This is a genomic window from Campylobacter concisus (genome assembly GCF_003048835.2).
Taxonomy (GTDB): domain Bacteria; phylum Campylobacterota; class Campylobacteria; order Campylobacterales; family Campylobacteraceae; genus Campylobacter_A; species Campylobacter_A concisus_D.
This window is the reverse complement of the sequence record NZ_CP060705.1, coordinates 1,842,418-1,854,720: the sequence shown is the minus strand read 5'-3', so window position 1 is coordinate 1,854,720 and position 12,303 is coordinate 1,842,418. Positions and strand designations below refer to the sequence as shown.

18 protein-coding genes are annotated in these 12,303 nt (G+C 39.3%); all 18 read left to right on the top strand.

The annotated features are described in order from the left end of the window. The first annotated feature begins 38 nt into the window (after window positions 1–38). A complete protein-coding gene (gene rplF / locus CVT08_RS09380) occupies window positions 39–575 on the top strand; it encodes a 50S ribosomal protein L6 (protein WP_107856727.1) in 537 nt (178 codons plus the stop codon). Between the two features lie 10 nt (window positions 576–585). Further along, window positions 586–942 (top strand): 50S ribosomal protein L18, encoded by a 357-nt coding sequence (gene rplR, locus CVT08_RS09375; RefSeq protein WP_107856728.1) that lies wholly within the window; start codon window positions 586–588, stop codon window positions 940–942. A gap of 15 nt (window positions 943–957) precedes the next feature. After that, window positions 958–1,401 (top strand): 30S ribosomal protein S5, encoded by a 444-nt coding sequence (gene rpsE, locus CVT08_RS09370; RefSeq protein WP_002941646.1) that lies wholly within the window; start codon window positions 958–960, stop codon window positions 1,399–1,401. Between the two features lie 15 nt (window positions 1,402–1,416). Then, complete coding sequence (gene rplO / locus CVT08_RS09365; protein ID WP_002941506.1) at window positions 1,417–1,818, top strand: 50S ribosomal protein L15; 402 nt, start codon at window positions 1,417–1,419, stop codon at window positions 1,816–1,818. Beyond that, entirely contained in the window at window positions 1,818–3,080 is a 1,263-nt protein-coding gene (gene secY / locus CVT08_RS09360) for a preprotein translocase subunit SecY (protein ID WP_009295263.1), read from the top strand. Before rplO ends, secY begins: the two co-directional genes overlap by 1 nt. Before the next feature lies 1 nt (window position 3,081). Continuing rightward, window positions 3,082–3,840 carry a type I methionyl aminopeptidase gene (gene map / locus CVT08_RS09355; protein ID WP_107856729.1) on the top strand — a complete coding sequence of 253 codons (759 nt, stop codon included), beginning with the start codon at window positions 3,082–3,084 and terminating at the stop codon, window positions 3,838–3,840. Between the two features lie 33 nt (window positions 3,841–3,873). Then, window positions 3,874–4,092 (top strand): translation initiation factor IF-1, encoded by a 219-nt coding sequence (gene infA / locus CVT08_RS09350; RefSeq protein WP_002848031.1) that lies wholly within the window; start codon window positions 3,874–3,876, stop codon window positions 4,090–4,092. A 189-nt stretch (window positions 4,093–4,281) separates the two neighbouring features. Next, entirely contained in the window at window positions 4,282–4,395 is a 114-nt protein-coding gene (gene rpmJ / locus CVT08_RS09345; protein ID WP_002941545.1) for a 50S ribosomal protein L36, read from the top strand. A 3-nt stretch (window positions 4,396–4,398) separates the two neighbouring features. After that, a complete protein-coding gene (gene rpsM / locus CVT08_RS09340) occupies window positions 4,399–4,767 on the top strand; it encodes a 30S ribosomal protein S13 (protein WP_002941610.1) in 369 nt (122 codons plus the stop codon). 22 nt (window positions 4,768–4,789) lie between these two features. Further along, on the top strand, window positions 4,790–5,182 hold the full coding sequence (gene rpsK, locus CVT08_RS09335) for a 30S ribosomal protein S11 (protein WP_002941551.1): 393 nt from the start codon (window positions 4,790–4,792) through the stop codon (window positions 5,180–5,182). A 25-nt stretch (window positions 5,183–5,207) separates the two neighbouring features. Next, window positions 5,208–5,834 (top strand): 30S ribosomal protein S4, encoded by a 627-nt coding sequence (rpsD, locus tag CVT08_RS09330; RefSeq protein WP_002941501.1) that lies wholly within the window; start codon window positions 5,208–5,210, stop codon window positions 5,832–5,834. 14 nt (window positions 5,835–5,848) lie between these two features. Then, window positions 5,849–6,865: a DNA-directed RNA polymerase subunit alpha gene (locus CVT08_RS09325; protein ID WP_021087222.1), complete on the top strand. Its 1,017-nt coding sequence runs from the start codon at window positions 5,849–5,851 to the stop codon at window positions 6,863–6,865. A gap of 11 nt (window positions 6,866–6,876) precedes the next feature. Next, complete coding sequence (gene rplQ / locus CVT08_RS09320; protein WP_002941584.1) at window positions 6,877–7,233, top strand: 50S ribosomal protein L17; 357 nt, start codon at window positions 6,877–6,879, stop codon at window positions 7,231–7,233. A gap of 862 nt (window positions 7,234–8,095) precedes the next feature. Next, window positions 8,096–9,082: a hypothetical protein gene (locus CVT08_RS09315; protein ID WP_107856730.1), complete on the top strand. Its 987-nt coding sequence runs from the start codon at window positions 8,096–8,098 to the stop codon at window positions 9,080–9,082. 104 nt (window positions 9,083–9,186) lie between these two features. Next, window positions 9,187–9,798, top strand: coding sequence for a hypothetical protein (locus tag CVT08_RS09310; protein WP_103647837.1), 612 nt, complete (start codon window positions 9,187–9,189; stop codon window positions 9,796–9,798). Beyond that, window positions 9,795–10,544, top strand: coding sequence for an ABC transporter permease (locus CVT08_RS09305; protein WP_107856731.1), 750 nt, complete (start codon window positions 9,795–9,797; stop codon window positions 10,542–10,544). Before CVT08_RS09310 ends, CVT08_RS09305 begins: the two co-directional genes overlap by 4 nt. Next, the gene (locus CVT08_RS09300) at window positions 10,541–11,233 is read left to right on the top strand and encodes an ABC transporter ATP-binding protein (RefSeq protein ID WP_103647835.1); all 693 of its coding nucleotides are present in this window, start codon (window positions 10,541–10,543) and stop codon (window positions 11,231–11,233) included. The genes CVT08_RS09305 and CVT08_RS09300 overlap by 4 nt, the downstream gene beginning before the upstream one ends. A gap of 74 nt (window positions 11,234–11,307) precedes the next feature. Next, entirely contained in the window at window positions 11,308–12,228 is a 921-nt protein-coding gene (locus CVT08_RS09295; RefSeq protein WP_103647834.1) for an ABC transporter substrate-binding protein, read from the top strand. Window positions 12,229–12,303 lie beyond the last annotated feature (75 nt).

Here is a 12,303-nt window from a genome sequence, read left to right as displayed (position 1 = left end):
GTAAATGTAGGAACACCCTAGACAAGTAAAGGAAAAAAATGTCACGTATTGGAAAACAGCCTATCGCTATCCCAAGTGGTGTAGACGTTAGCGTTGAAAATAATGTCCTAAAATTTAAAAAGGGCAATCACTTAAAAGAGCTTGACACAAAAGGTCACGTTGATGTCAAGATAGAAAATGGTCATATAGTTTTTGCTCCAAAGGGCGAAGATCGCCAAAGCAGAGCTTACTGGGGAACATATAGAGCACTTGCTAACAACATCGTAACTGGTATCACTCATGGCTTTACTCGCCAGCTTGAGATCAACGGCGTTGGTTACAAAGCAGCTGCAAAAGGTAAAATTTTAGAGCTTTCTCTTGGTTTTTCACACCTTATCAATTATGAGTTACCAGTAGGCGTTGAAGCTAGCGTTGATAAAAACGTTATTACTATCAAAGGTGACGACAAACAAGTAGTAGGTCAAGTGGCTGCTCAAGTTAGAGGATTTAGACCACCTGAGCCATATAAAGGCAAGGGCGTTAAATATCTAGAAGAACGTATCATCCGCAAAGCGGGCAAGACATCTAAGAAGTAAGGGGCGGTAAATGACAGCAAAAGTACTAAAAAGAAAAATCGCTCTTAGAATTAAGAGAAAAAGAAGAATCAGAGGTAAAATTTCTGGTGTTGCAACTTGCCCAAGAGTTTCTATTTTCAAATCAAACAGAACCCTTTATGTTCAAGCGATTGACGATGTTACAGCTACTACACTAGCTGCAGTTGATGGTAGAAAAATAGGCATAAAAGCAAATAAAGAAGGTGCGGTCACTTTAGCTAAAGAATTTGCTAAGGCTTTGAAAGCTAAGAAGATAGATATTGCAATTTTTGATAGAAATGGTTATTTGTATCATGGCGTTATCGCAGCATTTGCTGAAGCTTTAAGAGAAAATGGCATCAAGCTATAACCCAAAGGAAAATCGATGGAAAAATATAATAGAGAAGAATTTGAAGAAGTAATCGTCGATATCGGTCGGGTTACAAAGGTTGTTAAAGGTGGTCGTAGATTTAGATTTACAGCTTTAGTTGTTGTTGGTAATAGAAATGGCCTAGTTGGCTTTGGATATGGCAAAGCTAAAGAGGTACCAGATGCGATGAGAAAAGCGATTGATGACGCATTTAAAAATATTATCCACGTTAAGATCAAGGGCACAACTATCCCTCACGATGTAGAGGTAAAATACAACGCAAGTAGAATGCTACTTCGCCCAGCTAGCGAAGGTACTGGTGTTATCGCTGGCGGTAGTGCGCGTCCTATTATCGAGCTTGCAGGTATTAAGGATATCCTTACTAAATCACTTGGCTCAAACAACTCAGCAAACGTCGTTCGTGCTACTATAAAAGCACTTAGTTTGCTAAAAAGCTAAGAGAAAGGAGTTAAGATGGCATTAGAAAAATTAACACCTGCTGCAGGTTCAACTCATGCAACTAAAAGAATAGGTCGTGGTCAAGGCAGTGGCAATGGCAAAACTGCCGGCAAAGGTAACAAAGGTCAAAGAGCAAGAAAAGGCTACAATGAAAAAAGAGGTTTTGAGGGCGGACAGCAACCACTTCAAAGACGTCTTCCAAAGGTGGGCTTTGCTTCTAAATTTGAAAAACCTTATGTTATCAATGTTGAAAAGATCGCAGCTATAAAAGAGCTTGCGGAAATTTCAATAGCAACAATAGCTAGCGTTCATAAAATTTCAAAAAGCGTTACTAAGATAAAATTAATCGGTGCAAGCGCAAAAGCTCTTGCTTCAAAGATCAAAGACGAGAACGTTAGCGTTAGCGGAACAAAATAATGGATAAAACACTGACCAACAAGATTTTGATCACGTTGGCATTTTTGTTCGCATACAGGATACTGGCTTATGTGCCAGTTCCTGGTGTTAATGTCGACGTAATTAAAGAATTTTTCAATTCAAACAATAGCAACGCCTTGGGTCTATTTAATATGTTTAGCGGTAAAGCCGCTGAGCGTTTAAGTATCATATCTCTAGGTATTATGCCTTACATCACAGCTTCGATCATCATGGAGCTTCTAGCAGCGACATTTCCAAAGTTAGGTCAGATGAAAAAAGAGCGCGACGGTATGCAAAAATATATGCAAATCATACGTTATGCAACCATCGTTATCACTCTTGTTCAATCAATCGGCGTCTCTATCGGACTTCAAAGCTTAAGCGGTCGTGGTGGCGAGCAAGCTATCATGATAGATATGAATTTATTTATCGCGATCTCTGCTGTATCTATGCTAACAGGCACTATGCTACTTATGTGGATAGGTGAGCAGATCACGCAGCGCGGTATAGGCAATGGTATAAGTCTTATCATCTTTGCGGGCATCGTCTCTGGCATACCTAGTGCGATCGGCGGAACTGTAAATTTGGTAAATACTTCTGAGATGAATTTCCTAACAGTAATTGCTATTTTGGTGATTATTCTAGCGACCATTGGTGCTATTATCTTTGTCGAGATGGGTGAAAGACGTATCCCTATTTCTTACTCAAGAAAAGTGATAATGGAAAATCAAAATAAACGTATAATGAACTATATACCGATCAAAGTAAATTTAAGTGGCGTTATCCCACCGATATTTGCTAGTGCGATTTTGATGTTTCCAAGCACTATTTTGCAGGCTAGCACAAATCCAGTAATCCAGGCTATCAACGACTTTTTAAGTCCAAATGGCTATATGTTTAATGTTTTAACATTTTTATTTATCATCTTCTTTGCGTTTTTCTATGCATCTATCGTGTTTAATACAAAAGATATAAGTGAAAATTTGAAAAAACAAGGCGGGTTTATCCCTGGTGTTAGACCAGGCGAAAGTACTGCTAGCTATCTAAACGAAGTAGCTGGCAGACTAACTTTAGGTGGAGCTTTATACTTAGGTATCATTTCAACACTACCTTGGGTACTTGTCAAGACTATGGGCGTACCATTTTATTTTGGTGGTACATCAGTTCTTATCGTGGTTTCAGTAGCACTTGATACGATGAGACGTATAGAGGCTCAGTCTTATACAAACAAATACCAAACTCTAAGTGCAGTAGGTCTATAAAATGGCTATCACGCTAAAAAGACCAGCTGAGATAGAGAAAATGAGAGCGGCGAATAAGATCGTCGCTCGAACACTTGATCACGTTTCTACGATCATAAAACCCGGAATTTCCCTTCTTGAGATAGATAAAATTTGCGAAGATATGATAAGAACTGCTGGAGCAAAACCTGCCTTTAAAGGGCTTTACGGCTTTCCAAATGCAGCTTGCATAAGCGTCAATGAAGTGGTAATTCACGGAATTCCAAATGAGTACAAACTAAAAGAGGGCGATATCGTTAGTGTTGATATCGGCTCAAATTTAGATGGTTATTTTGGCGATTCGGCTAGGACTTTTGGGGTTGGTAAAATTTCAAAAGAGGACGAGGCTTTGATCGCTTGCTCAAAAGACGCGCTTTATTTTGCGATTGACTATATAAGAGCTGGTATGCATTTTAAAGAGATTAGCTACGAGCTTGAGAAATTTATACTAGGCAGAGGCTATGTGCCTTTGCGCGGATATTGCGGTCATGGCATAGGCAAAAGGCCACACGAAGAGCCAGAAATTCCAAATTATATTGAAGGAAACAACCCAAAAGCTGGACCAAAGATAAAAGAGGGAATGGTTTTTTGTATAGAGCCGATGATCTGCCAAAAAGATGGCACACCAGTTTTAGGAAGCGATAACTGGAAAGTAACCTCAAAAGATGGTTTGAGAACTAGCCATTATGAGCATTGTATGGCGATAGTTAATGGCAAAGCTGAAATTTTAAGTCAAGCGTGAAATTTAGAGAAAAATTTAAAGAAAGGAGAATTTGTGGCAAAAGACGATGTCATTGAGATTGATGGAAATGTTGTTGAAGCACTGCCAAATGCAACTTTTAAAGTTGAGCTCGACAACAAACATATAATTTTATGTCATATCGCCGGAAAGATGAGAATGCATTATATAAAGATAATGCCTGGCGACCGCGTAAAAGTAGAACTTACGCCATATAGCCTAGACAAGGGCAGGATCACTTATAGATATAAGTAAATTTAGGCTCTTGGCAAATATGCTAAGTAAATTTAAAGCTGGTTTTGGATAAAATCCAAGCTTTGCGAAAAGCTGTATGAAGAATTATTTTCAAAGTTCCCCACTTATTTTGAAAATAGTTGGTTTAAATTCTTTCTTTAAACCTGATGCAGCCCCTAAAAAAGTGGAATAAATTTTTAGGAGACTAAAATGAAAGTTCGTCCTTCTGTAAAGAAGATGTGTGACAAATGTAAAATTGTCAAACGTAGTGGCATAATTCGTGTTATCTGCGAAAATCCAAAACATAAACAAAGACAAGGATAAGGCATGGCACGTATTGCAGGTGTAGATTTACCAAACAAAAAGAGAATAGAGTATGGTTTGACTTATATCTATGGTATAGGTCTTTATAAATCTCGTCAAATCCTTGACGCAGCTGGAATTTCTTACGACAAGAGAGTTTATGAGCTTAGCGAAGACGAAGCAGCAGCTATCCGTAAAGAAATTCAAGAGCACCATATCGTTGAGGGTGATTTGAGAAAACAAGTTGCTATGGATATCAAAGCTCTTATGGATCTTGGAAGTTATAGAGGTCTTCGCCACAGAAAGGGTCTTCCTGTTCGTGGTCAAAAGACTAAAACTAATGCTAGAACCAGAAAAGGCAGACGTAAAACTGTCGGTGCGGCTACTAAGTAAGGCAAGGGTTAAAGGATAATAAATGGCGAAAAGAAAAATTGTTAAGAAAAAAGTAGTTAGAAAAAGCATAGCCAAAGGTATCGTTTATATCAGTGCAACATTTAACAACACTATGGTAACTGTAACTGATGAAATGGGAAATGCTATTGCATGGAGTAGTGCAGGTGGCTTAGGCTTTAAGGGTAGTAAAAAATCAACTCCTTATGCAGCTCAACAAGCTGTAGAAGATGCTTTAAATAAAGCAAAAGAACACGGCATTAAAGAAGTTGGCATCAAGGTTCAAGGTCCAGGTAGCGGACGTGAAACGGCTGTTAAGAGTGTAGGTGGTGTTGAAGGCATAAAAGTAACTTTCTTCAAAGATATCACACCTTTACCACACAATGGTTGCAGACCGCCAAAACGCCGCCGCGTATAATTAGAGAAAATTAGGAGAAATTATTATGGCTAGATATACAGGACCTGTTGAAAAATTAGAAAGACGTCTTGGTGTGTCTCTTGCGTTAAAAGGCGAAAGAAGACTTGCTGGTAAAAGCGCTTTAGAAAAAAGACCTTATGCACCAGGACAACACGGACAAAGAAGAGCAAAAATAAGTGAATATGGCTTACAACTTCGCGAGAAGCAAAAAGCTAAATTTATGTATGGTGTTTCAGAGAAACAATTTAGAAGATTGTTCCAAGAAGCAGCACGCCGCGAGGGCAACACTGGTGCTCTTTTGGTTCAACTACTAGAGCAGAGATTAGACAATGTTGTTTACAGAATGGGCTTTGCAACGACTCGTCGTTTTGCTCGCCAGCTTGTAACTCACGGACATATTTTAGTAAATGGCAAGAGAGTGGATATCCCATCTTACAGAGTGGAGCCAGGCTCTAAAGTAGAAGTTGCTGAGAAATCTAAAAACAATCCACAAATCGTTCGCGCGATCGATCTTACAGCTCAAACTGGCATCGTTGCTTGGGTAGATGTGGAAAAAGAGAAAAAATTTGGAATTTTCACTAGAAATCCAGAAAGAGAAGAGGTTATCATTCCTGTTGAGGAAAGATTTATAGTAGAGCTTTACTCAAAATAATAGAGGGTATAAAGATGAGAAAGATTACTACATCAGCTTATATGCCAACTGAAATAGAAGTTAAAAGTGTTAGCGAAAACGTCGCTAACATTACAGCATATCCTTTTGAAGCAGGTTATGCTGTTACTTTGGCTCACCCACTACGCCGTCTTCTTTACACAAGTACGGTAGGTTTTGCTCCTATCGGTGTAAAGATAAAAGGCGTTAGTCACGAATTTGATAGTATGCGTGGCATGCTTGAAGACGTGGCATTTTTTATTATAAATTTGAAGAAGATCAGATTTAAATTAAAAAGCAGCAGCGAGCGTGAAGTTATAGAGTATAGCTTTAAGGGACCAAAAGAGATAACTGGAGCTGACCTAAATAACGATCTAGTTGAGATCGTTAATCCAGATGCATATCTTGCGACTATCAACGAAGATGCTGAGTTAAATTTCTCAGTTATCATCCAAAAAGGTATCGGATATGTTCCTAGTGAAGAGATTAGAGAAGAGATCGAAGACGACTTTATCGCACTTGACGCTTTCTTTACACCAGTTAAAAAAGCAGTTTACGATATACAAAACGTCTTGGTTGAAGATGATCCAGACTACGAGAAAATCGTATTTACGATTACAACAGATGGTCAAGTTGGTCCAGTAGAAGCTTTTAAAAATTGTTTAGAAGCTATGTATCAACAAATGTCAGTATTTAAAGGAATTTTAGATATTGATGTTAGCGCCCCAGTTGCTAGCTCAAGCGCAAGCGGCGAGTTCTCAAAGCTACTTTCTAGCGTAGAAGATCTAAATTTAAGTGCTAGAAGCTTTAACTGCCTTGATAAGGCTGAGATTAGATTTATCGGTGAGCTTGCGTTGATGGACGAAAACGAGCTTAAAGAGCTTAAAAATTTAGGTAAAAAATCTCTTGAAGAGATAAAAGCGGTTATGGAAGAGATAGGCTATCCAGTTGGTGTCGATGTGTTAAAAGATAGCAAAGAGCAACTCAGAAAGAAAATAACCGAGCTAAAATCACAAATGAGTGCAAAAGAATAAAAGGACAATAGATGAGACATAAACACGGATATCGCAAACTTGGTAGAACGTCATCTCATAGATCTGCATTGCTTAAGAATTTAGCGATAGCTATCATCAAAAGCGAAAAGATAGAGACAACTTTACCAAAAGCAAAAGAGCTTAGAAGCTATGTTGAAAAGCTGATAACAAGAGCTAGAAAGGGCGACTCTAACGCTCACAGAGCAGTATTTGCTTCTTTGCAAGACAAAGAGACTACAAATAAGCTAGTTACTGAAGTAGCTCCAAAGTTTAAAGAGCGCAACGGTGGCTATACAAGGATCATCAAAACTCGCGTTCGCAGAGGCGACGCAGCTGAGATGGCTTATATAGAGCTAGTAGCTGAATAATCCCCAGAGAGCCTCTCTGGCTCTCTTTTCTTTCTAAATTTATCTTTTTACGTTTATTTTTTTAAAAAGTTTTTGCTTTAAATTTATCCATCTTGGACTGTGGCAAATTTACAAGTCGAAGCATTATAAAATTGATTTCGTGGCTTTTAGATGAGCTGCTACGATAGGTTAAAATAGTTGGTGTAAGTAAATTTATAGCGGTTTTAAAGCACAAAAAGTGAGCAGACACTCTTTAATTTATGCCAAAAATCCCCAAAAAGAAGTCATAAATTTCTAACTCAAATTTATCCATTAAATTTCAAAGTCGACGACATAAATTTCTAAATTTAGAGCCAGCTATTTTTAAATTTTATTTCTGTTTTTTGTGATATTTGCTTTAGGTGGGTTATTTGTATTTTGAGTGGTTCTAGGTTAAATTTATAAGCTATTTTGCGAAGTTTTATGATTAAGGCTATATATTTAAAATGCAAAACCAAAAGCAGGGCAAATCATCCAGACAAACTATCTCAAATTTAAATTATTCAAAAAACAAATTTCAAATTTACAATCCAAAAAGCTGCAAAACTCTCACTTTGATAGGTTGCAGAAGGGCTTGGTAATGTGGCTACGAGGGCAGAGATGGTGTAAATTTGCTCTAAATATATGACTTACAGCCAAAACCAAATATATTGGTCAAATTCAATAAAAATGGCGCAGGTAAATTTCAAAAAATAGCAAAATAATAAAATATCTAAAAATTAGCCAGCTTCAAACAGCCTAAATTTAAAAGCAAAAAGCTCCATAAATTTCTAAATTTGCTTTTGTATCAAACATTATTTTAAAGAGACGATATTTGTTTAAACTATCTTACAAAGGATTTGAGATGATAGGTGGCGTAAATGGAGCTAATGTAAATTTATATAGTGGATTTCAAAATATTAGGGAGCAAAGCGCTAGCCATATCAGGCCTAGCACAGACGAAATTTCCTTAAATTTATCATCTCAAAAATTAGCTCAATTCACCAATCAAAGCAGCGATCAGATAAATTTAAACCAGACAAATGAGAGTAAATTTAACAAAGATGATGAGCCGCTAAAATTTGCTAAAGATAACTCGCTCACAGGCATAGCCGCCAATGGCAAGATAAGCATCTGGGGCAAGCTCATGGGATATGACAAGCAAATGAGCCAAGACGAGATAGATGAGCTTAAAAGCTTTGTTAGCCAGACTGGGGCACTTGGCTTTGGAAGGCTTTATGAATCGATCATCGGATACTATCCAACAAACGTCGATCTCTTCGCAAAAGAGTACACGTCAAAAGATGATAGCGGCACCTTGCTTGGACTTGGACACAAGAGCCACGTGGAGGGCTTTGAGATACTTGACAAGGACCTAAGCACTGAAGAGTTTAAAGATAGGTGGCTGGACTATGCGCTGAGGCAATATCTTGGCGAGAGGGTCGGCGTGGAGAGCATTACAATAGGCAAGAAGGCTATCTCAATGCTAACTAGCACGAACAAGCCACCGATCGAATATGAGACAATGCAAAGTATAAATTTCACTGACGAGGAGAGCAGGCAGAGATTTTTAACGCTGATGAAGGCTGGCATGAAGAGCGGGGCGAAATTTAAAGAGGTAATAGAGGGCGTGCTGTCGCTTTACAATGTGCAAAACACGGACAAGCTTGACGGCAACAAGGTCTATGCCTCGGTGATCGGCCGAAGCGAGAAACTAGCGACATATGATATAAATAAAGATGAGAAATTTGCCTATCTTAAGGAGCTAATGCGCCTTGAAAAAAGTGGCATAGATATACTAAAACTAATGGAGAAAAGCCAGAAAAAGCGAAATTTAGACGTAAAAGTCTAGCCGTTTTCTTGTAAATTTAACATCCAAAGCCATCTTTTTACTTTCAAGTGATACAATTTTGATTTTAATTATTACATTTTGCTTTAAATTTGACGGGAGCTCTAATGAAAAAAGTGGTTTGGTTAAATCCTGTTGTAAAAAACATCTACGACTTTGCAGCGCTTAAAGAAATTTTGCAAGAGAAAGGTTTTAGCGTAGTAGAGTGCGAAAAAGACCACGTTAAAAGCGTAAAAAACGCATACAAAAACGCTCTTGCGCAAAAGGAACTTATTATTGACAGTCGCTGTCCGAGGGCTGTAAATTTCATCAGGGCAAATTTCAAAGAACAAGCCGCATTCATTTCAAATTTAAGCCCCATTTTGATAGAGAGCGCGCTTGAGCTTAGCTCAAAGCTAAAAGAGGACGAGTGGCTTTACGTGACGACGCCCTGTGAGGATCTGGCAGAGCTTGGCAGGGGGCTAAATTTAGAGCGAACCACATTTTTGACGTGGAAGAGTTTTAGGGAGCAAAACGAGATAAATTTAGAGATGAAAAGGCTAGGGGCAAGCCCGATACCGCCTGGCTTTTTTACAAATTTGGGCGTAAAAACACTAAGTCTTGGTAGCGTAGAAAAGATACAAAACGCCCTTTCATATAAATTTAGCGAGCTTAAAAACTACCAGATCATCGAGCTTTTATACTGCGAAAACGGCTGTCACAACGGAGACGGGCTGTGAGGGAAATTTTTAAAAAGAGCATTTTGATCCTAGCGATCTTTGCCATCTGGCAGGTCGTTTGCGAGCTAGAAATTTTCACGCCGTATATCTTGCCAAGCCCCATTGTGACCTTTAAGACGATGTATAGCATGAGCCTAAGCGGCGAGCTCGCCACGCATACTATCATCAGCTTTAAGCGCATATTTGCAGGCTACGCGCTCTCGTTTGCCCTAGCGCTCGTGCTTGGCGGTATAGCGGCACTTTTGCCAAAGATCAGTGTTTATTACGAGTGGATACTGGAGTTTTTTAGAAATATCCCGCCGCTTAGTTTGATCGCCATTTTGGTGCTTTGGTTTGGTATAAACGAGACGCCAAAGATCATTATTATCATCCTAGCTTCGTTTTTCCCGATGTTTCTTAGCATCCAAAAGGGGCTAACGAGCTGTGATATAAAGCTTATCGAGGTTGGTAAAATTTTTGGCTTTAGCAAATTTGAGATTTTTTACAAGATCATCCTAAAAAGTTCGCTAAAAGATATCTTTGTCGGCATGCGAATAGGCTTTGGCTACGCTATGCGCGCGATCATCGGAGCTGAGATGATAGCGGCGTCAAGCGGGCTGGGCTACCTCATACTTGACGCAGAGGAGCTTTCGCGAGCGGACAGGATATTTGTCGGCATTTTTACGATCGGCGTTTGCGGCGTGCTCATAGATAGGCTCTTTTCGCTTTTGATAGCGAAATTTAGCCTTTTGCGAGGCGATAAATGATAGAAATTTCAAATTTATCCAAGCATTTTTATATCGGTGAGAAGCGTATCGACGTTTTGAGGGAACTAAGCTTAAGCATAAAAAAAGATAAGATCACCGTCATACTCGGCAGAAGCGGTTGTGGCAAAACGACGCTTTTACGCCTTATAGCTGGCCTTGAGAGCATTAGCCTTGGCGAGATAAAATTTAAAGAGCAAGCAAAGATCGGCTTTGTCTTTCAAGAGCCTCGCCTCATGCCCTTTCTAAACGTCTATGAAAATATCGTTTTCCCACTTAAAAAGCAGGAGATAGAGGCTGCAAAGATCGATAGTTTGATATCTATGATAGGGCTTAGTGACTTTAAATTTGCCGCCGTTTCGCAGCTATCTGGCGGTATGAGCTCGCGCGTTTCGCTTGCAAGGGTGCTTGCATATGAGGCAAATTTGATCCTTATGGACGAGCCATTTGCCGCACTTGATGCATTTACTAGAGCTAGCATGCAGACTGAAATTTTAAAGATACAAGCCGGTAAAACTATCCTTTTCGTCACTCACAACATCGATGAGGCGCTATTTTTGGCGGATGATATCATCTTGCTTGAAAAGGGCGGTATAAAGTCAAACTATGATCTATCAAATTTAGCAAGGCCAAGAGATCTGCTAAGCGAGGAGCTAATAGCCGTAAAACGCAAAATTTTGAGTGAAATTTAGGCAAATAAAATGATAATTAAAACCAAAATGAAGCAAAAAATTATATAATCTTGAAATTTTTAAAAGGAGTAAGTATGAGAAAGTTTTTTAAGGTTTTGTGTGTGGCCTCTTTGCTTTGTCTAGTCGCAAACGCAAGCGATGGCCTAGATAAGATCGGCATGACCTACGTCAAATCGCCGCTAAACGTCCCTTCGATCGTTGATAAATTTAAAGGCTTTTATGCGAAGTCTTTTGGCGTGCCAGTTGAGTACTCTGAGATCACTTCAGGTGCGAAGCAGACGCAAGCGCTCGCTTCAAATTCGCTCCAGTTTCTAAACTGCGTGGGCGGCACTTCGGTCATACTTGCAGCTGCAAATAAGGCTGATATAAAGATCATAAGCGCCTATTCAAGGGCGCCAGAGGCCTTTGTCATATTTTCTAAAGATAAAAACATCAAGTCGCCAAAAGATCTAAAAGACAAAAAAGTAGCAGGCCCAAAAGGCACTATCCTAAACGAGCTTTTGGTTAGATACCTAGCTCTTGGAGGACTTAGCATAAACGACGTAGAGTTCATCTCTATGGGTATCCCAGCTGCGCAAGCTGCAGTAGAAAACGGCAGCGTCGATGCAGCGCTTCTTGCAGGACCAGCGGCCTACAACGCTCAAAAATCAGGCCTAAACGTAGTGACAACTGGCAAAGGCGTCATCACTCCAGTTATCGTCACGGCAACAAGCGGGGAGTTTTATAAAAAGCACAAAGATGTAGTTGAGAAATTTAAAAAGGCTCAGGACGAAATTTTGGCCTACATCAAAGCAAACGAGGACGAAGCGCTTAAATTTACAGCTGAAGAGACTGGACTTAGCATAGAGGCGGTAAAGAGCATGTATCCTCAGTACGACTTTAGCTCAAAGATCACTGCTGATGATATAAAAGCGCTTGAAGCTACGCAAGAATTTATGCTTGAAAGTAAGATGATTGAACATAAAATCGATATAAAATCACTTCTACTAAACTAAACTTAAAGGGCAAATTTGCCCTTTTTCTCCACAAAAAACCACCAAAATTTAAAGCCAAAACGCCCACAGCAAAAG